Annotated in this window: 21 protein-coding genes and 1 pseudogene; 8 read left to right on the top strand and 14 right to left on the bottom strand. The window is 66.8% G+C overall.

Annotated features, from left to right (window positions below; all coding sequences use genetic code 11):
- From QMX79_RS06155 to QMX79_RS06135, 5 genes and pseudogenes are all read right to left on the bottom strand, one after another.
- A pseudogene (locus QMX79_RS06155) lies at positions 1 to 298 on the bottom strand (hypothetical protein); the annotation flags it as partial.
- A gap of 29 nt (positions 299 to 327) precedes the next feature.
- Complete coding sequence (locus QMX79_RS06150) at positions 328 to 1083, bottom strand: glucose 1-dehydrogenase (protein ID WP_093534980.1); 756 nt, start codon at positions 1081 to 1083, stop codon at positions 328 to 330.
- A gap of 37 nt (positions 1084 to 1120) precedes the next feature.
- Positions 1121 to 2410, bottom strand: coding sequence for an MFS transporter (locus QMX79_RS06145; protein ID WP_282245391.1), 1290 nt, complete (start codon positions 2408 to 2410; stop codon positions 1121 to 1123).
- Positions 2407 to 4644, bottom strand: coding sequence for an oligoalginate lyase (locus QMX79_RS06140; protein ID WP_282245390.1), 2238 nt, complete (start codon positions 4642 to 4644; stop codon positions 2407 to 2409). The genes QMX79_RS06145 and QMX79_RS06140 overlap by 4 nt, the downstream gene beginning before the upstream one ends.
- Positions 4641 to 6758, bottom strand: a complete 2118-nt coding sequence (locus QMX79_RS06135; protein ID WP_282245388.1) for a polysaccharide lyase 6 family protein — start codon at positions 6756 to 6758, stop codon at positions 4641 to 4643. The genes QMX79_RS06140 and QMX79_RS06135 overlap by 4 nt, the downstream gene beginning before the upstream one ends.
- 481 nt (positions 6759 to 7239) lie before the next feature.
- Here QMX79_RS06135 and QMX79_RS06130 point away from each other — a divergent pair, with 481 nt between their 5' ends.
- The gene (locus tag QMX79_RS06130) at positions 7240 to 10128 is read left to right on the top strand and encodes a TonB-dependent receptor (protein ID WP_282245386.1); all 2889 of its coding nucleotides are present in this window, start codon (positions 7240 to 7242) and stop codon (positions 10126 to 10128) included.
- A 43-nt stretch (positions 10129 to 10171) separates the two neighbouring features.
- The gene (locus tag QMX79_RS06125; protein WP_068854509.1) at positions 10172 to 10915 is read left to right on the top strand and encodes a FadR/GntR family transcriptional regulator; all 744 of its coding nucleotides are present in this window, start codon (positions 10172 to 10174) and stop codon (positions 10913 to 10915) included.
- 6 nt (positions 10916 to 10921) lie between these two features.
- On the opposite strand, the gene QMX79_RS06120 is transcribed toward QMX79_RS06125, so the two are convergent.
- On the bottom strand, positions 10922 to 11311 hold the full coding sequence (locus tag QMX79_RS06120; RefSeq protein ID WP_093534974.1) for a DUF6165 family protein: 390 nt from the start codon (positions 11309 to 11311) through the stop codon (positions 10922 to 10924).
- Positions 11312 to 11536: 225 nt separating this feature from the next.
- On the opposite strand from QMX79_RS06120, the gene QMX79_RS06115 reads away from it, so the two are divergent.
- Complete coding sequence (locus tag QMX79_RS06115; protein WP_282245379.1) at positions 11537 to 12193, top strand: TorF family putative porin; 657 nt, start codon at positions 11537 to 11539, stop codon at positions 12191 to 12193.
- Positions 12194 to 12227: 34 nt separating this feature from the next.
- Here QMX79_RS06115 and QMX79_RS06110 read toward each other — a convergent pair whose 3' ends face one another.
- Complete coding sequence (locus QMX79_RS06110) at positions 12228 to 12698, bottom strand: DUF1456 family protein (protein WP_282245377.1); 471 nt, start codon at positions 12696 to 12698, stop codon at positions 12228 to 12230.
- 159 nt (positions 12699 to 12857) lie between these two features.
- Here QMX79_RS06110 and QMX79_RS06105 point away from each other — a divergent pair, with 159 nt between their 5' ends.
- Together QMX79_RS06105 and QMX79_RS06100 are read left to right on the top strand one after the other, a co-directional pair.
- The gene (locus QMX79_RS06105) at positions 12858 to 13352 is read left to right on the top strand and encodes a hypothetical protein (RefSeq protein ID WP_282245376.1); all 495 of its coding nucleotides are present in this window, start codon (positions 12858 to 12860) and stop codon (positions 13350 to 13352) included.
- Between the two features lie 71 nt (positions 13353 to 13423).
- The gene (locus QMX79_RS06100) at positions 13424 to 14173 is read left to right on the top strand and encodes an SDR family NAD(P)-dependent oxidoreductase (protein WP_282245375.1); all 750 of its coding nucleotides are present in this window, start codon (positions 13424 to 13426) and stop codon (positions 14171 to 14173) included.
- Here the strand turns inward: QMX79_RS06100 and QMX79_RS06095 are convergent, their stop codons facing one another.
- The 7 genes from QMX79_RS06095 to QMX79_RS06065 all read right to left on the bottom strand — a co-directional run bounded on the left by QMX79_RS06095 (position 14174) and on the right by QMX79_RS06065 (position 20356).
- Positions 14174 to 14530: a VOC family protein gene (locus QMX79_RS06095; RefSeq protein WP_282245374.1), complete on the bottom strand. Its 357-nt coding sequence runs from the start codon at positions 14528 to 14530 to the stop codon at positions 14174 to 14176.
- A gap of 144 nt (positions 14531 to 14674) precedes the next feature.
- Positions 14675 to 15529, bottom strand: a complete 855-nt coding sequence (locus QMX79_RS06090) for an SPOR domain-containing protein (protein ID WP_282245373.1) — start codon at positions 15527 to 15529, stop codon at positions 14675 to 14677.
- Between the two features lie 18 nt (positions 15530 to 15547).
- Positions 15548 to 17236, bottom strand: coding sequence for an arginine--tRNA ligase (argS, locus tag QMX79_RS06085; RefSeq protein ID WP_282245372.1), 1689 nt, complete (start codon positions 17234 to 17236; stop codon positions 15548 to 15550).
- 152 nt (positions 17237 to 17388) lie between these two features.
- On the bottom strand, positions 17389 to 18087 hold the full coding sequence (radC, locus tag QMX79_RS06080) for a DNA repair protein RadC (RefSeq protein ID WP_282245371.1): 699 nt from the start codon (positions 18085 to 18087) through the stop codon (positions 17389 to 17391).
- Between the two features lie 80 nt (positions 18088 to 18167).
- Positions 18168 to 18293, bottom strand: coding sequence for a hypothetical protein (locus QMX79_RS06075; RefSeq protein WP_282245370.1), 126 nt, complete (start codon positions 18291 to 18293; stop codon positions 18168 to 18170).
- Positions 18290 to 18700, bottom strand: coding sequence for a hypothetical protein (locus QMX79_RS06070; RefSeq protein WP_282245369.1), 411 nt, complete (start codon positions 18698 to 18700; stop codon positions 18290 to 18292). The genes QMX79_RS06075 and QMX79_RS06070 overlap by 4 nt, the downstream gene beginning before the upstream one ends.
- Positions 18701 to 18931: 231 nt before the next feature.
- Positions 18932 to 20356: a hypothetical protein gene (locus tag QMX79_RS06065; protein WP_282245368.1), complete on the bottom strand. Its 1425-nt coding sequence runs from the start codon at positions 20354 to 20356 to the stop codon at positions 18932 to 18934.
- A 430-nt stretch (positions 20357 to 20786) separates the two neighbouring features.
- Between QMX79_RS06065 and coaBC the strand changes: the two genes are divergently transcribed.
- The 3 genes from coaBC to QMX79_RS06050 are packed head-to-tail and all read left to right on the top strand — an operon-like array spanning position 20787 to position 24870.
- Positions 20787 to 22043, top strand: a complete 1257-nt coding sequence (gene coaBC, locus QMX79_RS06060) for a bifunctional phosphopantothenoylcysteine decarboxylase/phosphopantothenate--cysteine ligase CoaBC (RefSeq protein ID WP_282245367.1) — start codon at positions 20787 to 20789, stop codon at positions 22041 to 22043.
- Positions 22040 to 22513 (top strand): dUTP diphosphatase, encoded by a 474-nt coding sequence (gene dut / locus QMX79_RS06055; RefSeq protein ID WP_093532951.1) that lies wholly within the window; start codon positions 22040 to 22042, stop codon positions 22511 to 22513. Before coaBC ends, dut begins: the two co-directional genes overlap by 4 nt.
- Before the next feature lie 14 nt (positions 22514 to 22527).
- Complete coding sequence (locus QMX79_RS06050; RefSeq protein ID WP_282245361.1) at positions 22528 to 24870, top strand: phosphomannomutase/phosphoglucomutase; 2343 nt, start codon at positions 22528 to 22530, stop codon at positions 24868 to 24870.
- Positions 24871 to 24907 lie beyond the last annotated feature (37 nt).

Raw genomic sequence — 24907 nt, 5'->3', positions numbered from 1 at the left:
GGGGGGGGGGGGGGGGGCTTTCCCCCACCGGCGGGGGGGGGGGCCCCCCCCCCCCCCCCCCCCCCCCCACGCCCAGCTCATTGGTGATGCGGAAGCGCAGCGCGGTGGCCGAGCTGGCCAGGCGCATGTCCTGGCGCACGGTCTGGTTGGCGAACTGCACCGGTGCTTCCGGCGTGCCGTCCTGGCGGTCGGGCGCCGGCGAGGCGGTCCAGGCCGGTACCCAGACCTGGGCCTGGGTGGGCAGCGCCGCGGCGCTGGTGACAAGTGCAAATGAAAGTGCAGTGATCCAGCGCAGCATGGCGGCCCTCCCAGGCGGTCAGCGGTCTATCAGGAGAAGTAGGTGCCGCCGTTGACGTCGACGTTGGCACCGGTGATGAAGCCGGCGGCGTCCGAGGCCAGGTACACGGCGGTATCGGCCGCTTCCTGCGGGCGGCCCTGGCGGCGCAGCGGGGTGTTGCCGGCCACGGCGGTACGCACTTCCGGCTTGGTGAACTCATCATGGAAGCGGGTGGCGATCATGCCGCAGCACAGCGCATTGACCCGGATGCCACGCGGGCCCAGTTCCTTGGCCATGGCGCGGGTGAAGGTCATCACCGCGGCCTTGGCGGTGGCGTAGATCGACGCGCCCGGGCCACCGCCATCGCGGCCGGCCTGCGAGGCGAAGTTCACGATCGCACCGCCCTCGGGCATGTGCGGCACCACCGCGTGGGTGGTCAGGTAGACCGAGCTCATGTTGAGGTCCATCACCTTGTGGAAGAACGCCGGGTCGATCTCGGCCAGCGGGCGGCGCTGCACCATGCCACCGGCCACGTTCACCAGCACATCGATCCGTGGCCCGAACGCGGCCTGGGTGGCGGCAACCATGCCGGCCACGGCCTGCGCATCGGTCACGTCGGCGCGGTGCACGATGGCGGTGCCGCCGGCAGCCTGCACCTGCTGCAGGGTGTCCTGCGCGCTGGCTTCGTCGTTGGCGTAGTTGATGCACACCTTGGCGCCGGCCGCGGCCAGCTTCAGCGAAATCTCACGGCCGATATCGCGGCCGCCACCGGTGACGATCGCCACCTTGTCCTTGAACTGATTCATTTGGTACTCCAGTGATGCGAGGGGGAAAGGGAAAACGTCAGCGGGAAGGCGGCACGTCGACCTTCTCGACGCGTCCGGTCACCAGCCACAGGGCGAGCAGGGAAGCGGGCACCAGCGCCGCCACCAGGATGAAAATCGGTGCATAGGAGTCGCGGGTCATCACCGGCACCAGCCAGGTGGTGATCAGCGTGCCGGCCACGGCAGCCATGCCGCCCAGCCCGGCCAGCGAACCCACGGACTTGCCGTTGAAGATGTCGCCGGGCAGGGTCTGGATGTTGCCGATGGCGATCTGGAAACCAAACAGCACGAAGGCAATGGTCACCACCGCCCACACCGGGTCGGTGGCCAGCACCGCGCCCAGCAGGGCCGGGGCCATGATCGCCCCGCCCAGGGTGATCACCCATTTGCGTGCACGGTCTACGCTCCAGCCGGCGCCGATCAGGCGGCCCGACAACCAGCCGCCGCCCAGGCTGCCGATCATCGCGCCCACGTACGGCACCCAGGCAAAGATGCCGATCTGCTTGATGTCGAAACCGAAGGTGTCGGCCAGGTAGATCGGCAGCCACGACACGAACAACCACCAGATCGGATCAATGAAGAAGCGCGTGGTGAGGATGCCCCAGGTCTGCCGGTGCCCCAGCAGCTGGCGCACGTTCGGCACGTATTCGACCTTGGGCACCGCGGGCTGTTCGGCCGGCGCATCCAGGATCAACGCGCGTTCGGCCGCGCTCACCCACGGGTGCTTGTCCGGGCCGGCGCGGTAGATGATCAGCCACGGCAGCAGCCAGACGAAGCCGATGGCGCCGATGAGGATGAACGTGCCGCGCCAGCCCAGCCACAGGAACAACACCGCGATCAGCGGCGCGGAAACGATGGCGCCGATGGACGCGCCAGCATTGAATACGCCCTGGGCCAGGGCGCGCTCGCGCGCCGGAAACCATTCGGCGTTGGCCTTCACCGCACCGGGCCACGCGCCGGCCTCACTGATGCCGAGCATGGCACGCACGATGCTGAAGGACAGGATCGAGTGGGTGACCGAATGCAGCGCGATCGAGATCGACCACACTGCAATCGACAGCGCGAAGCCCATGCGGGTGCCGATGATGTCGAACAGCCGGCCGAACACGAACTGGCCGGCGGCGTAGAACAGCATGAACACGGTGACCAGCAGCGCGTAGTCTTCCTTGGTGGCACCCACGTCCTTGGAAATCTGCGGCCACATCACCGCCAGTGCGTTGCGGTCGATGTAGTTGATCACCGTGGCCACCGCGATCAGCGCCACGATCAGCCAGCGCACGTAGGAACGGGTTCGGGTGGTCAGGTTCATTTGCCGTCCTTGCCGGTGGCGGTATCGAAGCGCTTCCAGCCACCGCTCCAGTTCCAGCGTTGGCCGTCGGCGCTCACCTCATGGCTGCCGCCCTTGGACGGGTCATCGGCAATGCCCAGCGCCACGCGCTGGCCACCGGCCAGGTCCAGCACCAGCACGCTGGCGTCCTTGCCGCGGTAGTGCGCCAGCCGGTCGATGCGGCTGTTGGCGCCGCGCACGGTTTCGGCGGTGCCGTCGTACTGGCCATGCGGTTCCAGCACCCCGTAGAAGGTGGTGGATGCCTGGCCATCCACGCGCTGCAGCAGCAGCGGTTCGCGGCGCAGGTTGAAGGAAGGGTCGTTCGCACCGCTCTCGCCGATCAACGCCCGCGCAGGCGAGGTGCTGGCGAAGCGGTAGGTGTAGAAGCGCCCATCCAGCAGCCAGGTCAGGCTGCGCGCCTCGGTGCCCGGTTCGCTGGAGGCATCCACCCACACGTGCTGGTAGCCGTTGGCCTTGCCCAGCACCGGGCGCGTGGTCACCGCGGACTGCGCCTTGAAGCCCACGTCCATGATGTGGCCGTTGAAATGCAGCGGCAGGTCGTAGCGGGCCGGCTTGCTGCCGTCCACGCGCAGCAGGTCCAGTACCACCGGCTGGCCCAGCGACGGGTGCGAGAGCAGCGCCTGGGTGCGGGTGAAGCTCACCCCGTCGTAGGCACCGTCCATGCGTGCCGACACGATCTGGGTGTCGTCGGTCACCGCGAACAGCAGCGGGGCAGGGGCCAGTGGCTGGCCCTTCTTCCAGTCGCCGCCGAAGTGGCTCTGCTCGTTCACCACCAGCGTGTTGTGCGCCAGCGTCTGCCGCGCCCAGCTGTTGTTCTCGGGCAGGTAGATCCCACCGGACTTCGCTTCGATGTTGAGGAAGCGGGCGGCGCCGTAATCGGTGACCACGCGCTGGCCGTTGTCGTAGAACAGCCAGTTGAGCTTGTCGAAGTGGCCGTGGCCCATGCCCTGCTTGGTGTTCTTCATCACCAGCGCCTGGCCGTCTTCACCGCCCATGCGCAGGATGGCCAGCGCACCTTCGCTGCCGTCGGGGCCATCGCGCAGCAGGGTGGGCACGAAGGCGTAGGGCTTGGCCTTGCCATCGGCCAGCGCCTTGGCAACCTGCAGGCCTTCGGGCGAGAGCAGCACGCGCTTCTGGCCCTTGGCGACCGACAGCAGCCGCGCATCGCCGGTGTTGGCGTAGGCGATGTCGATGCCGGCCACCAGTTCCTCGGTGTCCAGGCCCTTGTCCAGGATCGCATCGTTGATCGGGATGAAGTAGCCGCCGTAGCTGCTCTGCACCAGCGCATCCACCGCCTTGAGCAGCACCCCGTCGCGGCGCTTGAAGATGCCGCGCGCCGGCTCGTTACGTTGTACCGCGTTGGCGAACAGGATGAAGGGCGCCAGCGCATAGCGCTGGTAGTACGGGCCTTCTTCGTAATAGCCATCGGGCGAGAACAGCTGGTCCACCTGCTTGAGGAAGCCGGCGTTTCCATCGCGCTTGCTGCCCATCAGCGCCTGTTCCACCAACACCGGGTCGCGCAGCACATAGCCGGTCATGCCGGTGGCGGCGACCGCCCAGGTGGCGTGGTTGTGGATCTTGTCGAAGTTTTCCGGATTGCCGCTCAGGAACTGCGCCATCGGCCGGAACACATTGTCGTCGATGGTGCGGCGCTCATCGGCGCCGAGGCTGTCGCGGATCGCGTCGTAGCCCTGCACCGCGTTGACCAGCCACACCGAATCATTGAGGGTCTGCCAGAACAGGCGGCCGGGAATCTGCCCGCGCCCTTCCGGGTGGGCACCGAGGCCGGGGTAGAGCTTGGCGTACCCGAGGAGTACGTCGCGCGCGAAGTTCGCATACGCCTTGTCACCGGTGAGCCGGTACAGCGCGCCTGCGGCCTGGATGGCCTGGTAATTGCGCTTGTGCTGTTCGTGGGTGTAGCCGCCGCCCTTGTCCTTGGGCACCGGCACATCAATGCCGGCTTTCATCATCGCGCGCACCAGCTTCTCTGCACGCGCCTGTTCCTTGGCGAACATCGGGTAGCCGGCGCCATCGCGGCGCATCTGCTCCCATTGCGCGGCGGTGACCAGCACCGGTGCGCTGCTGGCTTCGGCACCCCGCGTGGCCGCGTTGGGCGCCTGGGCCTGCGCGGCGGGCAGCGCGGCGGCGCTGAAGGTGGCCGCCAGCAGCAGCATCAGGGGCGTGGTACGCGTCATGGCAAAGTCTCGGCTGGAATATCGGACTGCAGCGCCGCCGTAGCGGTGAACGTGGTGTTGCGCAGGCGCAGGTGCGGCTCGCCTGTCTGATGGGTGAAACGCACCCGGCCGCTGCGCAGCCAGGTGGTATCGCTCAGGTGGGCCTGCTGCACGCCATGCAGGCGCAGGCTGGTGTCGCCCACGTTGCCCACCTGTTCCAGGCGGCTGCCGCGCAGCGCGAAGGCTGGCCCGAAGGTGCTTTCATCGGTGCCGCCGCGGTAGAGGTTCACCAGCGGGCCACCGATGCGCTGGAACACCGAATCAACAATTTCGACCGATTCGGCGTTGTAGGTGCCCAGGTCGTCGGTCTCGGCGGCGGCGGCGATCACGCTGCCGCTGATGTCGCTCACCGTCACGCCCTGCAGGCGGATCGACGCGGCGAACGTGCCCTTGCCGGTGTTGATCACATCAAAGGCTTTGTTGCTGCTCAGGTCGTGGATGCGGCTGTTGGCGATCTCCAGCGTGTAGTCGAAGGCCTGGCTGCCCGGGGGGACGCGGATTACCGCGTTGCCGGCGGCATCCGGCGCCAGGCTGCCGTCGATCTCCAGCCCGGCCAGGCGCAGCGAGCCGCCGGGGCGGATCTCGAACAGCGAGGGCCGCGAAAAGCGCAGCGTGGCCTTGCCCTTGGCCGGGCCGATCACGCTCAGCGGGTGGTCCACCGCCAGCACCTGGCTGATGCGGTAGTCACCGGGTTGCAGCTGCAGGCGGTCGCCCGCGGCGCTGGCCGCCACCGCCGTCACCAGGGTGTCTTCGCCCGGCGCGACGCGGTGCGCGCGGCCGCTGTCCAGCGCAGTGCGGGTGACCTGCTTGGGATACCAGCTCACGCCAACGCTATCGCGTGCAATCGGCGCCAGGTCGCGCGGCGCGCCAACCTCGATGCCGGCCGGCGGATACAGCAGGCCATTGGCCGCGCGCTGCAGGGTGAGGGTGCGGCCCTGCACGCCGTTCGGGAACCCGGGCGAGGCGGTTGGGCTCTGCACGTTGCCGCTGAAGGCAATGCCGGAAAGGTCGCCCTGGGTGCGCAGCAGCTCGCCGCTGCCATCGCCGACGAACAGGTTGTCGCTGAGTCTGCTGCGCACGGGCATCGCGTTGCGCTCGTCGTCCAGCCCGGCACCCAGGAACAGGTAACGCGCCTGCACGAAGCTGTTGTGGCTGATCCGCGCGTTGTCGACCTGCTCATAGCGGTTGAGCGGCGCATCGCGGGTGCCGGCCATCACCGCCAACGCCGAGGCAAAGCCATCGCCGGCCACCCCTTCGAAGTAGTTGTCGCGCACGATCTGGTCGCGGTTGATCACCCGCACGCCACCGGTATGCGGCTTGCCGTTGCCCAGGAAGATGTTGCGCTCCACCACGTTGCCGTGGCCGTGGCGCAGCACCATCGAGCCGCGCGATTCCTTGAACACGTTGCCGCGGTACAGGTTGCCGCCGGACTTGTTGGAGACGATCTCCACCTCGCCATCGCAGTGCTCGAACCAGTTGTTCTCCACCACCGAGTTGGAGGCCGACTGCGAATCGTGGCTGGTGCCCACCCGGATGGTCTCGCCGCCGTTGCTGCCCAGGTTGGGGCGCGGCCCGAACCAGTTGTGGTCGATGCGGTGGCGGTTGTCCAACCCGCTGGTGGCATTGCGCACCACCACCAGGGTGGTGCCGGCGTTGGTCTTGCCCACCAGCTGGTTGTGGTCGAAGCGGTTGAATGCGCCGTACATCGCCACCCAGTTATCGGACTGGGCGCGGTCGGGCTTGTTGTAGCCATCAATCACGATGCCAGTGACCCGGCTGTGCTCGGCCCACGCCTTGGAGGAACTGCGGAAGCTCACCACCTCGCCGCCCGGCGCCCAGCCATCGCGGAAGACCAGGTTGGACACTTCCAGATAGGCCCCGGCCAGCCGCAGCTGCGACTGCCCGCTCAGGATCACCTTCCCCGGCGTCTGCGCGGTCAGCCGAATTGGTTGACCAATTGTGCCGGTCCCCGTCAGCAGCAGATCCACATCCCGCCACACCCCATCCGCCAGGATCACGGTATCGCCAGGTTTCAGGCCCTTGGCGGCAGCAGCGTACCCAGCGGCGTCATGCACCAGATACTCCGCCGACCAGGCAACGCCAGGCAGGAGCGCCAGTGCCAACCCCGTTGAAAACCATTTCCCGTGTCGGGCGGCGGGTCCCGGGCGCGTGGCGACGCGCTCAACGCAATGGCGCCCGCCTTTCATGGGGCGCGGACCCCACCAACGCCAACGCTGTACCGCCCTACTCACACCCACATCTTGTTGCTGTGCCACAGGTTAACCCTCCCAGATCACCGTAGACCCCAACGCGAGTCCGGATGGTAACAGCCTCGACCGCAACGACGTCAACCACAATCACATACCACTTTAGCCGCAGCTGGTAAGCCATTTGCGCAAACATCTGCTGCATCCGCACATAAAGTTGGCTGAAACTGGTCTAGGTAGATCACCGGGGTAGACTTTAGTACCAATTCATTGACATTGGTCCTTCAACCGTGAATCTTCCGGATCGAATCCGTGTATTCGGACGATCCATCCTGGGAGGGAGATCACGATGTTGCATGACCGCCGTACGGCCTCGCCACGAGGCTTCCGCCACACCGCGCTGCACAGCGCGCTGTTCTATGCCCTGTGCGCCACTGCGGCCCTGCCGCTGGCCCATGCACAGGACGCCGCCCCGGCCACCGCGCCGGCGCAGGCCACCACCCTGGACCAGGTGCAGGTGACCGGCACCCGCGGCACCATCCAGACCTCGATCGACAAGAAGCGCGACGAGACCGTGGTGTCCGACGTGCTCTCGGCCGAAGACATCGGCGACCTGCCGGCGCTGTCCATCGGCGAAGCCATCGAAACCATCACCGGTGCCTCCACCCACCGCGAGAAGGGCGGCGCCTCCGAAATCTCGATCCGTGGCCTGGGCCCGTTCCTGGGCTCGTCCACCTTCAATGGCCGCGAGGCCACCAACGGCAGCGGCGACCGCTCGGTGAACTTCAACCAGTTCCCCTCGGAGCTGATCAACACCGTGGCCATCTACAAGACCCAGCGCGCCGACTTCGTCGAAGGCGGCACCGCCGGCACCGTCAACATGGAAACCGTCAAGCCGCTCGAATACGGCAAGCGCACCTTCCAGCTGGATGGGCGCGGCACCTGGCAGGAATACGACGACCGCCTCAAGGACGGCGACGGCGTGGGCTGGCGCGGTACCGCCAGCTACATCGACCAGTTCGATTTCAGCGGCGGCGGCAAGCTCGGCGTCTCGGTCGGCCTGCAGGCGCTGGAAGGCAGCAACCCGGAGGAAATGTTCTCCAGCAGCACGACCTGGGCCGCCTGCGATGGCCGCGAAGTCGTCGGCGCCACCCGCAACTGCACCCAGGTCAACGGCAACGACGTGGCCAACGGCGTGCCGTACTACCTGGTGCCCGGCAGCCGCCTGTACCGCCAGTTCATCGAACACGACAAGCGCGATTCGCAGTTCGGCGCGCTGCAGTGGCGGCCCAACGACGCGGTGGAAGTGAACCTGGATTACCAGCACTCCAAGCGCGATTACACGGAAGACCGTTCGGACCTGACGTTGTCGTCGATGATGCGCAACCTCAACAACCGCGTGGTCAGCGACGATGGCGCGCTGCTCAGCCACACCGGCAGCACCACCATCGATTCCACCGGCAATTTCCTCGAACGCAAGGAGGAGTACACCGGCGGTGGGTTCAACGTGATCGTGCGGCCCAGTGCGGCGTGGATGTTCTCCACGGATCTGTCCTACTCCAACACCCAGCGTTCGCAGATCGAGCGCTCCACCCGCCTGCGCGCCGGGCGTACCGACGTCAACGGCAACCCGGTGGCCGGCATCAAGAACACCCGCTATGTCGATTACACCTACGACTACAGCGGCGATGTGCCCAGCATCTACCTCGATCCGGCGTTCGACGTGAACAACCCGGACAACTTCACCGATTCGGCCCTGATCCGCCGCCGCCAGCAGGACCGCGAACACACCATCCGCGCCGGCCGCTTCGATGCGGCGTTCACCCCGGAAAGCGGCTTCTTCACCGCGCTCAAGGGTGGCCTGCGCCGGTCGGAAGCCACCTACACCGACTTCACCGACACCGTGGATGTCACCACCACCAATGTCGCCGCGATCCGCGCCGCCAACCAGGCCTGCCGCCAGGCCTTCCCGCAGGATGATTTCCTGGCCAACGCCAGCGGCAACACCATCGACCAGTGGGCCACCTTCGACAGCCGCTGCCTGTTCAAGGCCTTCACCGGCGTGGACGACACCGGCCTCAGCGCGGACCTGCGCGACCCGGCCAACAACGATGTGACCGAAAAGACCAGCGCCATCTACCTGATGGGCGACTACAGCAGTGAATGGTTCGGCGTGCCGGTCACCGGCAACATCGGCGTGCGCTGGGTACACACCGACGTGCGTTCGATGGGCCTGCGCAGCGGGCTGGACGTGGTCAACAACCCCGACGGCACCGTGACCCTGCGGCCCACCGGCGATTTCACCCGGCAGGTGCTCAAGTCCAGCAACAACGAATGGCTGCCCAGCTTCAACGCCGCCTTCGAACTGCGCCCGGACCTGCTGCTGCGCGTGGGCGCCTACCGTGCGATGTCGCGCCCGGACCTGGCCGCGCTCGGCTACGGCCGCAGCTTCAACCTGGACGAGGTGGATACCGAGTTCGGCAGCGTGGCCGATGCGCTGGGCAACATCACCGCTACCGGCAACCCGCGCGCCACCCCGCTGATGTCGTGGAATGCCGATGTCTCGCTGGAGTGGTACGCCAACGCCGATTCCATGCTGTCCACTGCCGTGTACTACAAGCAGTTCAACGGCGGTTCGGTGCCGGTGGTGGTGGGCGAGAACTTCGACATCGACGGGGTGAGCGTCACCGTGCCGGTGGAGCAGCTGGCCACCAGCGACCAGAAGAGCGACCTGATCGGCTTCGAGCTCACCGGCTCGCACAGCTTCTCCTACCTGCCGGGCATCTTCGCCGGGCTGGGCGTGAAGGCCAGCTACAACTACGCCCATTCCAACTTCAAGACCGAAGACCTGCGCCTGGGCGAGTCCACCGACCCGAGCACCGGCATCGTCACCCCGGGCATCGTGGAGCCGGCCAACATCTTCGGCCTGTCCAAGCACGTGGCCTCGGCGCAGGTGTACTGGGGCCTGGGCAAGCTGGACCTGCAGGCCATCTACAAGTACCGCTCCGATTACTACCAGCAGTTCGTCGGCGACCCGGCGCAGAACCGCTACGTGCGCGACAATGGCTCGCTGGACTTCCGCGCCACCTACAAGGTGAACAAGCACCTGTCGGTATCGCTGTCGGCCAGCAACCTCACGGACGAGCCGCGGGTGTCGGATATGCCCATCTTGGGCAGCTTCCGCGAGTACACCACCTACGGCCGGCGGTATTATCTGGGGGTACGCTACCGTTTCTAAGCGCAACTCCGGTTCCCAGCCACCGTACAGCCAGGCCTTGAAGATGTCCGAACCCCGCCTTTACCAGTCCATTGCCGCTGAAATCGTCGCGCTGATCGAGAAGGGCGAATTCCCGCCCGGCTCGCGCCTGCCCGGCGAACGCGACCTGGCCGAACGGCTGGGGGTGAGCCGGGTGACCGTGCGTGAAGCGGAAATCGCCCTGGAGGCGCAGGGCCTGATCACCATCAAGACCGGCTCGGGCGTGTACGTGAAGGCACGTCCGGCGGCCGCCCCTGGCGCGCTGCCGGATGTATCGGCGTTCGACCTCACCGCCGCCCGTGCGGTGATCGAAGCCGAGGCGGCGGCCATGGCCGCCAGCCGCATCACCGATGCGGAAGTGGAAATGCTGGAAGGGTTGATTGCGGCCATGACCGACCCGGCCTCGAGCGAGGCGGCGGCCAGCGAGGCCGACCGCCAGTTCCACCTGGCCATTGCACGCATTGCCGGCAACCCGGTGGTGGAGCACTGCGTGCAGCTGATCTGGCGCATGCGCAACGAGTTGCCGCGGGTGCGCCAGGTGTATGCCAACGTGTGCCACAACGACGGCGACACCCGCAACGACGAACACACCGCCATCCTCGATGGCCTGCGCCTGCGTGACCCGGGCGCGGCGCGCACGGCGATGCGCAATCACTTCCAGCGGCTGTTCGAATCGATGCTGGAAGCTACGGAGAATGAAGCGCTGGCGGAAATCCGCCGGCGCACCCAGCAGGACCGCGAACGGTTCCTGGCGGCTACCGCGCGATAAAGAGGGTCACTCCCCCTGATACTGCTTCTCTTCCACCAGCTGTGACCCGGCAATGCGGTTGATCTCGTTCTTCACCTTCACCCGCTCGCCATTGGTGCCATACACCCCGCGCGCCAGCTGGATGAACTGATCATCGAACACCTGCGCCGCTTCCTTGTCGCGCAGCTGGTCCTGGATGTCCCACATCCGCACGTTGATGGCCTTGAGCTGGGTCTTCAGCGCCTCCAGCCCCGGCTGCGCCGCCAGCTGTTCCTGCCACAGCGGCAGCAGCCCATCCAGTTCGGTACGCACGTTGGCGACCTTGCCCGCATCGGTGATGCGTTCGGCCTTGATTTCCAGGATGGTGATCTTGTCGATCAGCTCGCCAATCGATACCGGGGTCAGGATCGCGTCCACGCCATTCTCGCTGCAGGTCAGTCAGGGCCGCCATGATAGCGCGCGCCGCCTGAAGGTCTCGTAGGCAGCTTTTACGCCGAATTTGCGCGCCACGCCGCCGCGCCGCATGGCGCCTTTACGAGCGCGCTCACCACACTGTGCGCTTCAACGGCGCGGCCGTTTTCAGCAAGGGTGGACGTGGTGGCAAAGCAGCAGAAAGGGCGCGCAGTGCGCCGGGTGAGCGGAATGGTTCTTGGCTTGGCGCTCAGTGGATCGGCGCTGGCGGGCGTGGACGGCAACGCCACGCTGACCTCCGATTACGTCTGGCGCGGCAGCTCGCAGACGATGGAAGATCCCACCGTGCAGGCCGGGGTCAAACTCAGCAGCGAATCGGGCTGGTATGCCTCGGTGTGGGGCTCGGGCGTGTCGTTCGAACCGGATGCCGGTGCACGCAGCGAATTCGACATCGTCGCCGGCTGGAGCGGCGCGCTGGCACCGGACTGGGCGCTGGACGTCAACCTCACCCATTACCTGTACCCGTCCACCGACGTGGACCTGGACTGGACCGAGCTCAACAGCACGTTGACCTGGAAGGAGCGCTACTGGGTGAGCGTCGGTGTTTCCGACGATGCCTTGGCCAGCGGCCGCACCGGCACGTACGCCCAGCTGGGCGCACGCCTGCCGTTGGGTGAGCAGTGGCGCATCGAAGGCGCGGTGGGCCAGTACTGGCTCGACAGCGCGTACGCCGACGATTACCTGCACGGCCAGCTCAGCGCCATCTGGAAGGTGCACGGCCGCTGGGAGCTGCGCCTGACCGCGCACGACACCGACCGCGCCGCCAAGCGCCTGTTCGGCAGCAACGCCGGCTCCCGCGTGGAATTCGCGATCCAGACAAGCTTCTAACGGCAGGTAGAGCCACGCCCTGCGTGGCTCCCCCTCAGGCCCCGCGAACGCGCAGCGTCAAACCCTTCAGGAAATTACGCAGCAGCTGATCGCCGCACGCGCGGAAATTCTTGTGATCCGGCTGCCGGAACAACGCCGACAGCTCCGGCTTCGACACCGGGAAACCCGCGCTCTCGAAGATCGAATGCATATCCACATCCTTCAGCTCGAAGGCCACCCGCAGCTTCTTCAGCACCAGGTTGTTGGTGATGCGCTTTTCCACCGGGCGCAGCGGCTGGCTTTCATCGCGGCCGCGGAACTGCACGATCAGCCCGTCAAGGAAGTGCGCCAGCGTGCGGTCATCGCAGGCCACGAACCCTTCCTCGTCTTCCTTGCGCAGCCAACCGGGCACATCGGCCTTGTCCACCACGAATGCCGGGTCGGCCAGGGCACAGATTTCCGCAATCTTTCCGTCGCTCAGGTCGAGCATGTAACGGATGCTGCGCAGTACATCGTTGTTGATCATGAGACGTCCAATACCGCCGACGCGGCTGCGTGGCTGGCCGCCATTTTACCCCCACCCGGCCGCCGGGCCCTGCGCAGGGCCTGTCCGGCCTGTCATCTGGTTGCCATGAAAGTGAAGCACAGTGCGCTCCTCAGGCATCAACAGGCAGTGGAGCAGGCAATGCGCAGGTGGCAGGTTCTGGCGGGTGTGGGCATGGTCTGGCTGGCCGTAACGGCGTCGGCCCAGGCCCCGTATGTGGCGATTGAGCAGCGCGTGGACCCGCAGCAGCTGGCCGACGTGGGGCTCACCCCCGCCCAGCTGCAGACCCTGAACCGCCTGCTGCGCGAGGCCTACGCCCGCGCTCCGGCGCCGGCCCCGGTTGCCGCTGCGGCAGTCCCGGCGCCGCTGCCCGGCGCGCCCACCCCGGCCCCGATGTTCCCCGGCCTGGACGATGGCCCCATCCATGCCAGCGTCACCGGCCAGGTGGATGGCTGGCAGCCGGGCACCGTGTTCACCCTCGACAACGGCCAGCAGTGGCAGGTGCTCAAGGGCGAGATGAAGCTCAAGGCCAGCCGCAGCAACCCGCCCATCGTGGTGGTGCCGGGCATCGCCGGGCGCTGGTTCTTGCAGGTGGATGAAGACCTGCCCAAGGCCCGGGTGTTCCGCATCCGCTGATTCCGCCAGCGCCCGCCAACACAGCGCGGCGCAGGGTGCGAAAATGGTCGGGAATCCCACGGAGACCCCCGATGACCCGTACCGCTCTGATTACCGGCGCCACTTCCGGCTTTGGCGCCGCCGCCGTCCATCGTTTCGCCCAGGCCGGTTGGCGCGTCATCGCCACCGGGCGCCGTGCCGAACGGCTGCAGCCGCTGGTCGATGCCTACGGCCCCGAGCGCGTGCATGCGGCAGTGTTCGATGTGCGCGACAGCGCCGCCATGGAAGCGGCCCTGGCCGCACTGCCTGCGGGCTTCGCCGACATCGACCTGCTGGTCAACAACGCCGGCCTGGCCCAGGGCACCGCCCCGGCCCAGAGCGCCTCGCTGGAAGACTGGCGCACCATGATCGACACCAACGTCACCGCGCTGGTCACGCTCACCCACCGCCTGCTGCCGCAGCTGGTGGCGCGCAAGGGCGCCATCATCAACATCAGTTCGGTGGCCGGCGTGTACCCGTACCCGGGCGGCAACGCCTACGGTGGCACCAAGGCCTTCGTCAGCCAGTTCTCGCTGGGCCTGCGCTCGGACCTGCACGGCACCGGCGTGCGCGTGACCACCATCGAACCGGGCATGGCCGAAACCGAATTCACCCTGGTGCGCACCCACGGCAACCAGGCCGCCTCGGACACGCTCTACACCGGCGCCAACCCGATGACCGCCGAGGACATCGCCGAGCAGATCTTCTGGGTGGCCAACCTACCGGCACACCTGAACATCAACCGCCTTGAACTGATGCCGGTCAGCCAGTCGTTTGCCGGCTTCCAGGTCGCGCGCGACTGATCAGGCCGCCGTCCATACCGCGAGCTCGTACCCATCGGGGTCGCGGAAATGGAAACGGCGCCCGCCCGGGAAGTCGAAGGCCGGGGTGGAAATGGCTGCACCGGCCTTTTCCACCCGCGCCTGCGTAGCCTCCAGGTCATCGGCGTACAGGATCACCAGCGGTCCGCCAGCCCGTACCGGCCCATCGGTGGTGAAGCCACCGCGCAGGCGGCCGTCGTTGAATTCGGTGTAGCCCGGGCCGTAATCGGTGAAGGTCCAACCGAACACCTCGCCGTAGAACGCCTTGCTGCGGGCGATGTCGGACACGTTGAACTCGATGTTGTCGATGCGGTGGTTGTTGCCTTCAGACGTGCCCATGAGCGCTTCCCGGAATGTGGAGGCGCCAGCATGCCGCATTCGGCTGCCCAAAGAAAAAGCCCCGCAGTGCGGGGCTTTTTCAAGGCTCAAGGCCAAATAGGTGAAGCTACGGGCTCGAAGGCCAATGGGGCGATCCTGCTTGGTTTACTGCGCCTTGATCGCCATCGCCTGCAACCCGGTGCCATCCAGCTTCTGCTTGGCTTCGGCCAGCTCGCCGGCGGTGCCGTACGGGCCCATGCGCACGCGGTACACGGTCTTGCCGTTGATCTGCGCCGATTCCACCCGTGCTGCCAGGCCGATCATGGCCAGCTTGGCCTTGGTGGCTTCGGCATCGCCCGACGCCCCGAAGGCGCCGGCCTGCAGGATGTAACGCACGTTGTTGGCCGGCTCGGCCGCCGCTGTAGCCGGAGCTGCCGCAGCGGTGGCTTCCGGCTTGGGCGCGGCCGCAGCAGCAACCGGCTTCGGTTGTGCAGCCGCGGCTGCCGGGCGCTCGGCGACCGGCGCCGGCAACGGGGCCGGTGCAGTGGTGGCGGCAGTAGCCGCCGCCGTGGTCGGCGCCGGCACTGCTGCCGGTACCGGGCGGCCTTCCAGCGCGGCCTGCGCGCGCTGCGCTTCGGCCTTGGCCCGGCGCTGGTCTTCGGCGCGCGCGCTGGCGGCCAGCTCCGCATCCGACATCTCCACTTCCTTGCCCGGAAGCAGGGTGTAGAAGTCGTACTGCGTGGCGGCCGGCTTGGCCGGTTCGGCAGGCTTGGTGGCAGCACCCGGCTTGGGCAGTTCAGCGCCCACGTCGGTGTCCGCGTCGCTGACCGGGGCCGGCTGCGCGTTCGGGTCCGGCTGCGGGCCTACCCGCAGGAAGCCGTCGCCATCGTTCTTGAACAGGTTCGGTGCCGCCAGGAACACCACGGCCGCAATCGCCACACCGGCCACCAGCCACACCCATCCCGGCGTGCCTTGGCTGGTGTTGCGTCGCGCCTGGGTCTTGCCGCGTCGTGCTGCCATTTACTACTTCTCCACTGCTTACATTTTTTCCGGGGCGGAAACGCCCAGGACGTTCAGACCATTGGCCAGCACCTGGCGTGCCGCGCAGGCCAGCGTCAGCTTGGCATTGCGCTCGGCATCGTCAGCCACCAGCACCTGCGTGCCGTGATACCACGTGTGGAAGGCGTGCGCCAATTCACGCAGGTACTGCGCGATCAGGTGCGGTTCCAGGGCAATGCCGGCCGCTTCCACCACTTCCGGGAAGCGCGACATTTCCACCATCAGCCACAGCGAGGGTTCGTCGTTCAGCGATGCCAGCCCGGTCAGGCCTTCGGCCGGGGTGTACGACAGACCCTTTTCCTGTGCCTGGCGCAGCAGGCTGCACACGCGGGCGTGCGCATACTGCACGTAGAACACCGGGTTGTCATTGCTTTGCTGGCGGGCCAGGTCGATATCGAAGGTCAGCTGCGAATCGGGCTTGCGCGCGATCAGGAACCAGCGGGTCGCATCGCGGCCGGCTTCCTCGATCAGGTCGCGCAGGGTCAGGTAGCTGCCGGCACGCTTGGAAAGCTTCACTTCCTCCCCGCCGCGCATCACCGTCACCATCTGGTGCAGCACGTATTCCGGCCAGCCCTTGGGAATGCCCACATCCAGCGCCTGCAGGCCGGCGCGCACGCGCGCCAGCGAACCGTGGTGGTCCGCGCCCAGCTCGGTGATCGCGCGCTCATAGCCGCGCTGCCACTTGCTCAGGTGGTAGGCCACGTCCGGCAGGAAGTAGGTGTAGGTGCCGTCGGACTTGCGCATCACGCGGTCCTTGTCGTCACCGAAGTCGGTGGAGCGCAGCCACAGCGCGCCGCCTTCCTCATAGGTGTGGCCGGCCGCCTTGAGCTGGGCCACGGTCTCTTCGACCTTGCCATCCTTGTAGAGCGAGCTCTCCAGGAAGTAGATGTCGAAATCCACCCCGAACGCGGCCAAGTCCTGGTTCTGCTCGTTGCGCAGGTAGGCCACGGCGAAGCGGCGGATCGCGTCCAGGTTGTCCGGGTCGCGCTCGCCCACCACCGAATGGCCTTCCAGCTCCACGGTGGCGCCGGCCAGGTAGGCCTTGGCCACGTCTTCGATGTAGTCACCGCGGTAGCCGCCTTCCGGCCAGCCGGCGTCGTCGGGCTTGATGCCCTTGGCGCGCGCCTGGGTGGACAGGGCCAGGTTTTCGATCTGCACGCCGGCGTCGTTGTAATAGAACTCGCGCTTGGCGTTCCAGCCGTTCACGTCGAGCAGTCGCGCCAGGCAGTCGCCAATGGCGGCGGCGCGGCCGTGGCCCACGTGCAGCGGGCCGGTCGGGTTGGCCGACACGTACTCCACGCCCACGGTACGGCCGTTGCCGCTCAGGTTGTGGCCGTAATCGGCGCCTTCCTTGAGCACGCTGGCCGCTTCACGCTGGTAGGCGCTGGGGGCCAGGTGGAAATTGATGAAGCCCGGGCCCGCGATTTCCACGCGCAGCACATCGTCGCTCTTGGGCAGCGCATCCAGCAGCGCCTGGGCCAGGGCGCGCGGGTTGCTGCGCGCCGGCTTGGCCAGCAGCATGGCGGCATTGGTGGCGAAATCACCGTGTTCACGGGTCTTCGGGCGTTCCACCACGAATTCCGGGGTCAGGGTATCGGCCGGCAGAGTGCCGTTGGCGCGCAAGGCTTCGATGCCTTGGCTGATCAGGGCGCGGAGGAGATTTTTCACAGGGCCTGCTTTGAGACTGGAGCGGCGGAATCGGCAATTTTAGCCCAGAAGCCGCCCCGATCCATTGAACCGGGGCACAGCGGGGGTGGGGAGCCGGGCGAGGGGTGGGGCGGGAGGCCTTGGGGGCAGGGGGAATGGCCTGACCGGGCTGTTCAGGTGCGGGCGAACGGGTCGCGCTTGAGCCAGCCCCGTTCGGCCATGGAGACCGGCGGGCCGTCGCCCACCACGACATGGTCCACTAACCGGACCCCCACCAGCGCCAGGGCTTCAAAGAGCTGGTAGGTGATCTCCCGGTCGGAGGGTGACGGCTCGGCTCGGCCGGACGGGTGGTTGTGGCTGACAATGACGGCCGCCGCGTTGTGCAGCAACGCTCGCCTCACCACCTCCCGTGGGTAAACGGTGGCCGTGTCGATGGTGCCGGTGAACAGCTCTTCATACGCCAGGGTGCGGTTACGGGTGTCCATGAACAGCGCGGCGAATACCTCCTGCGGTCGCGCGCGCAACCGCAGCTTGAAGTAGCGCCCGGCCGAGCCGGGATCGCAGATGCTGTCGCCGCGCTCCAGATCGGCCAGCAGATGGCGGCTGGCCAGCTCCAGTGCGGCAACCAGCTTGCAGGCGCGCGCCGGGCCGAGGGCAGGCAGCTTCCTCAGCTTGCTGGCATCCATGTCCATCAGCCTGCGCAGCGGGCCATGGTCTTCGAGCAGGCGGCGTGCACACTGCACGGCATCCAGCCCGTTACAGCCGCTGCCGATGAACAGGGCCAACAGCTCCGAATCGGAGAGGGCCTCGGGCCCCAGCCTGAGCAACTTCTCTCGCGGACGATCGTGCTCGTGCCAATGTTTGATTGCCATTCGGCCAGTGTCAGGTGAGACGCAGCGAGCAGGCATAAGGAACCGCCGCGCAGCTGTGTGGGAAACAGCAGCCGTGTGGCTTAGTCCTCAGGATTGCGTGCTTTCCGCCGCTGAACTTCTTTGTGGGTCTGTACCAGGCTCCACGCAGCAAAGCCGAGGGCAACGAGGGCAATCACTACGGTTGAGGCGACGAGGATTTCTGTCATGGAACGTTCTCCTGGCGAGTCAGGCCAATCTTTGAGATGCGAGTGAACAGCGTGTAGCTGAAGCCAAGCGACGCGAGGGCGATGATCGCAACGCAGTACATGATTGCTTGCCGGTCAACCGCGTCGCCTCCAATCAAGGTCAGGCAGAGAAGAACGCCATGAACGGCGATCAAGCACGCCGATATCCCGTTCTGTGCTGTCTTCCACGACCGGTCAGCATCGACAAGGTGTTCGATCTCGTTGATATTAGAGATGAGCAGGACGAGGCCGAATGCAATGAAATCCTGCGGCGCAAAGGGCTCGATGCTTCCTTCCTTGGTCACCAACCAGACAAGGAACCTGGAGAAGATAGGGAACAGTCCGATGAGGACGGTGTACGCAAGCCATTTGCTCTTGACTGTCTGCATCTCCTGCTCCCGCGTCGATTCTGCGTTGAACCTTGAGGGTGCGAAGTCTATGGCCGGAAAACGGCTGAAGTTGAATAGCTCGTCTCAGTTTTGGAAGTATCTATGGATCGAATACACCCGATGTCGGTACTGGCGTAGTTGAGCGGGTAGGCAGCGACAACAGGCTCGCAGTGGCGTCGCAGTTCAAGCAGGTCGCCGGCTTCGATCAATGCTTCCAGCCCGCTGGAAGGATCAGGCGGGCAACTTGAAATAGCGGGACGTCATGCCCCCTAACGCCTCCGCCACGGCCTCGATGCCGGGCTGTTGCTCCGGCGACATCGGCATGACGACCTCCTCTCGGCAGACCAGGTCATCCGCTTCAAGCTGCGAATAGCTGATACGCAGGCTCCCCCAGGTCACGATGTCCGGCTGCACCGTCACCACGCCGCTGCGGCTGATCCAGTCCTTGGTTTTCGACAGGCGCAGCGTGCGTAGCGCGTCGGTGTAATCGGCGTACAGCAGGTTTACTGGGATGGCCGGGTGGCTGCCGCTGGCCAGGTGTTCGAACAATGCTTTGTTATACGCGCAGAACCACGCAGGGCGCTGCCATGCATCAGGGTGGTTCATCTCCTGGCGCGCGCGGTCCCACGACGCGGCCTGCGCGGCACCTTCCGGCTTGGCCTGCTTCCTTGGAGGCTTGCTGGTGCGGCTGCTGGTGGCCAGTGCCGCTACCTGGGCCTCGAACTCCGTGCCCTTGAAGCGTCGTACATCCGCTTTCAGCAGCTTGCCCTGATCGGCAAGCGCTTCGGCCACCACCGCCGCCACGTCAACATTGCCGGCGTTCAACGCCAGCGTGAGCGGCGTGCGGCCGCGCTCGTTGGCAGCGGCCGGGTCCAGGCCCCATTCGATCAACAGCCGGGTAACGGCCACCGGGTCGCCCATCCGGTGCCATGTGGTGGAGAGGCCGCCGCGGCTGGCCTTCAGTCCGTCCACGTCGCCGGCCGCATACATCAGCGCGTTGGAACCGGCGGGATTGACCACGTGCACGTTGGCGCCGCGTTCTGCGAGGAACCGCAGCAGCGGAACACTGCCCAGGTACGCGCCGATCAATACCGGTGTATACATCTGCCGGTGGTCCATGGCTTCAATGCTGGCACCGGCCTGCAGCAGCGCGTCGACGGCGTCGAAGATGTAGCCCATCTCCACCGGATCCGCATCCGCATCAAACGCGGAGTTCCACACTTCGCCGCGCATCTCGCGCAGGCCGAGCACGGTACAGATCGGCGAATCCTTGGTCAGGCGTGGGTTCGCGCCGGCGGCGAGGAGCCGCCGCAGTTTTTCCACCGCCCACGCGGCCGGGCTGAAGATGAAGTCCCGGCAGGTATTCGAAAGGGGCGTGGCGCCACGGCCGGCCGCCTTGTTGGGGTCTGCCCCCGCCGCCAGCAGCAGGGAAATCAGCGCCAGGTGCGCTTCGATGCGCCGCGCAATCGTGGCCTCGTCCGGACCGTCATGGTGAAGCAAGCTGTTATTGCACACCCAGTAAAGGGCGCGCTCGTTATGGCGCAATCGGATGCGGTCGGGGTGCACGCCGGCGTTAACGCGTCGTTCGATCTCCGCGAACGCGTCCTCGCAAGTGAGGGGGGTGTCCAATACAACAGGGGAAGACGAGGTGGCCACTGGCAGTTCACGATCCTTGATCTACTGTGTTCAATGCTAGCAACCGCGGCGCGCAACCTACTGGGCAAGTTGTCAAGTTTGAACTGGCACATCGGGGTTGGTTGACCTAGGCAATCGCGAACAATCATCCATTGCCCCCGTGCGAAGAAGCACGCTATGGCTGCGGCTTTGGCATGGTATCTGCGGTGCCCTAGCGGCACTCCACGTCTCCTGCGGGTCGGGTCGGGATCGTTGATAAAGAAATCTTTTCCAATGGGGGGCCCTATTAAAGAATCTTTTCTTTAGGGATCAGCAAGAGCGCCCGGCTACCTCTGGGTACGCCACCCGCCCGCCTTCATGACCAAAAACCCACTCCTTATGCCCCTGGGGCATCAGCCCCGCACACCCCATCGGGTAAGCTAATCGCCTCGGTTCGACAGGAAATTCGCAGGTGGCTGACTCCCCCCAGGCTTCCCCGGCGCAGGCGCGCCCGCTGGCAGGCCAGAAGCTGTTGTTGTGCGTGGGTGGCGGCATCGCGGCCTACAAGTCGCTGGAACTGGTGCGCCGCCTGCGCGACGCCGGGGCCCAGGTGCAGGTTGCCATGACCGCCGGGGCCCAGCAGTTCGTCACCCCGCTGAGCTTCCAGGCCCTGTCCGGCCAGCCCACCCGCACCACCCTGTGGGACAGCGCGGCCGAACAGGCCATGGGCCATATCGAGCTGGCCCGCTGGGCCGACCGCATCATCGTCGCCCCGGCCACCGCCGACCTGCTGGCCCGGCTGGCCAACGGCCATGCCGATGACCTGGTCACCACCCTGTGCCTGGCCACCACCGCGCCGCTCACCGTGTGCCCGGCCATGAACCACCGCATGTGGCTGCACCCGGCCACCCAGGCCAACATCAGCCTGCTGCGCGAACGCGGCGCGCAGGTGGTCGGCCCGGAAGACGGCCCGCTGGCCGAAGGCGAATCCGGCCCCGGCCGGCTGACTGAACCGCACGCCATCGTGGCCGCGCTGGCCGCCCTGCAGGGCCCGGCCGACGCGCCCGAAGCCACGCAGGAGCTGAAAGGCCTGCGCGTGGTGATCAGCGCCGGCCCCACCTATGAAGACCTGGACCCGGTGCGCTACGTGGGCAACCGCAGCAGCGGCAAGATGGGCTACGCGCTGGCCGCCGCCGCCGTGCGCCAGGGCGCGCAGGTGGTGCTGGTCAGTGGCCCGGTGCACCTGGCCACCCCGGCCGGGGTGCAGCGGGTGGATGTGCGCTCGGCCGCGCAGATGCGCAGCGCCGTGCTGGATGCGCTGCCGGCCGACATCTATATAGGCGCCGCCGCCGTCTCCGATTACACCCCCCGCCAGGTGGCCCCGCAGAAGCTGAAGAAGACCGCCGGCACCCAGACCCTCACGCTGGAGCTGGTGCGCACCCAGGACATCCTGGCCGAGGTGGCCCAGCAGACCAACGCGCTGAAGCTGGTGGTCGGCTTTGCCGCCGAAACCCACGATGTGGAGAAATACGCGCGCGGCAAGCTGGTCGACAAGCGGCTGGATCTGGTGATCGCCAATCAGGTGGGCATCACAAACGGCGGCTTCGAAAGCGATGAGAATGCAGCAACCGCCTATTGGCAGGGTGGGGAACAGGTGTTCCCCGGTACCACCAAGGCGCTGCTGGCCGAACAACTGTTGTCCCTGATTGCCCAGAGGTTGCACGCATGACCCAAGCCCCGTCCCTGCACGCGCTGCAGGTGAAGCTGCTCGATCCCCGCTTCGGCGATACCTGGCCCCTGCCGGCCTATGCCACCGAAGCCAGCGCCGGCATGGACCTGCGCGCCGCGCTGGAAACCGAGCTCACCCTGCAGCCGGGGGATACGGCGCTGATTCCCAGCGGCATCGCCATCCATATCGAAGATCCGAACCTGTGCGCGGTAGTGCTGCCGCGCTCCGGGCTGGGCCACCGCCACGGCATCGTGCTGGGCAACGGCACCGGCCTGATCGATGCCGATTACCAGGGCCCGCTGCTGATCAGCGCCTGGAACCGCGGCCGCGAGGCCTTCACGCTGCAACCGGGTGACCGTATTGCACAGTTGGTTGTGCTGCCGATTGCACGCGTGGGCCTGCAGGTAGTGGATACTTTCACCGACAGCGCCAGGGGAACGGGTGGATTCGGCCATACCGGGGTGCGCTGACAGGGGGAACATCAATGAGCAAGGCAACGGCGGAAGGACAGCCACGATTGACAAGCAAGCGTAACGGGCTGTTGTTGGTGGGGTTGCTGACCCTGCTGGCGGCATGGTTTGCCTGGAGCGGGGTGCGGCAATGGCGGCAGGCCTCGGTAGGGCAGACGCTGGAACAGTCCCGCGACCAGATCGTGCAGGGCGTGGACGCCGCCCTCAAGGGGCAGAGCACCCAGCTGGGCACCCTGGTGAAGAGCGAGCGGGTCAGTACCGCGCTGGCCGCCGGCGATGCCGATGCCACCGCGCTGGCCGTGCGTGAAGGCTGGCCGGGCACGGAAGATGTGCAGGTGCTCACCGCCGACCTGGACCAGGCCTACGCCGATCCCAAGGCCTTCGGGTACGCCCGCCTGGGCCTGCTGGAAGCCGCCATTGCTGGCGATACCGTGGTGGCGCGCGTGGTGCGCGACGCCGGTGGCCAGCGCCTGGGCCTTGCGGTTCCGGTGCAGCTGGGCACCACGGGCCCGGCGGTCATCTACGTGCGCCAGCCGCTGCTGCGCCTGACCGGCACCTTCGACCAGGTGCGCGTGCCGTCCGCAGGCTACCTGGCGCTGCGCCAAGGCACCCACAACATCATCGAACAGGGCGACAGCAGCCTCTCCCAGAGCGCGGAAGGCCTGGCCCGGCCGATTGGCAAGAGTGGCCTGCGCCTGGCCGCCGCCGTGCCGGATATCGAACCGGGCCCGCTGGGCCTGGGCGCAATTCCGTCCATCATCGTGGCGGTGCTGCTGCTGGCCATCGCCGGCATGCTGCAGTTCGGCAAGGGCCGCGTGCCCATGCCGCGCCGCCGTGCCGCCGCCAGCGAGGCCGACCACGGCCCGACCCTGCGCGAAAGCCTGGTACAGGACCCGCTGCTGGAGCCGGCCCCGGCGGCCGGTTCGGGCGTGGCGCCGCCGCCGCTGCCTACCGGCCCCGGCCATGAGGTGCCGGAAGGCATCTTCCGCGCCTACGACATCCGCGGTGTGATCGGCCGTGAGCTCACCCCGCAGGTAGCGGTGCTGATCGGCCAGGCCATCGGCTCGGTGCTGCAGGTGCAGGGGCTGCGCGACATCGTGGTGGGCCGCGATGGCCGCCTGTCCGGCCCGGAACTGAGCGCCAGCCTGATCGAAGGCCTGCGCCGCGCTGGTTGCGATGTCACCGACATCGGCCTGGCACCCACCCCGGTGGTGTACTTCGCCAGCTACCACCTGCGTGCCGGCAGCTGCGTTGCGGTCACCGGCAGCCACAACCCGCCGGACTACAACGGCTTCAAGATCGTGGTCGGCGGCGAGACCCTCTCCGGCGATGCCATCACCGAGCTGTACCAGCGCATCCGCGATGGCCAGCTGCACGTGGCCGCCGAACCGGGCAGCCTGCAGCAGCGCGACGTCAACGCCGATTACATCCAGCGCATTGCCGATGACGTGCAGCTGGACCGCCCGATCAAGGTGGTGGCCGATGCCGGCAACGGCGTGGCCGGCGAACTGGCCCAGCCGCTGCTGGAAGCCATTGGCGCCGAAGTCATTCCGCTGTACTGCGATGTGGATGGCACCTTCCCCAACCACCATCCCGACCCGAGCGACCCGGCCAACCTGGAAGACCTCATCCAGACCGTGAAGCGCTTCGATGCGGATATCGGCCTGGCCTTCGATGGCGATGGCGACCGCCTGGGCGTGGTCACCCGCGAAGGCAAGATCATTTACGCGGATCGCCTGCTGATGCTGTTCGCGGCCGATGTGCTGCAACGCAATCCCGGCGCGCTGGTGATCTACGACGTGAAGTGCAGCGGCAAGCTGTCCGATTACGTGCTGCGCAACGGCGGCAGCCCGATGATGTGGAAGACCGGGCATTCGCTGATCAAGGCCAAGATGCGCGAAACCGATGCCGAACTGGCCGGTGAAATGAGCGGCCACTTCTTCTTCAAGGAGCGCTGGTTCGGCTTCGATGACGGGCTGTATGCCGCCTCGCGCCTGCTGGAAATCCTGGCCCAGCGCGAGGAAACGCCGTCGGAAGTGCTAGATGAGCTGCCCGACAGCGTGTCCACCCCGGAGCTGAAGGTGCCGGTGGAATCGGGTACCCCGCATGCGCTGGTGTCGATGTTCGTGTCGGCGGCGCAGGGCGAGGAATCGCCGTTCGCCGGTGCGCGCCTGTCCACCATCGATGGCCTGCGGGCGGACTTCCCGGACGGCTGGGGCCTGCTGCGCGCCTCCAACACCACCCCGGTGCTGGTGCTGCGTTTCGAAGGCAACGACGAGGCCGCGCTGGAGCGCATCAAGGCCCTGTTCCGCGACCAGCTGCAACCGCTGCTGCCGGGCGTGGAACTGGGGTTCTGAAAGGAGTACCGACCAACGGTCGGTACCTACCGGGTGA

This window comes from Stenotrophomonas sp. PS02300 (genome assembly GCF_029959395.1).
Classification (GTDB): Bacteria; Pseudomonadota; Gammaproteobacteria; order Xanthomonadales; family Xanthomonadaceae; genus Stenotrophomonas; species Stenotrophomonas maltophilia_AD.
Note: the sequence above shows the minus strand (reverse complement) of the source record. Positions and strands in the feature narration are given on the sequence as shown.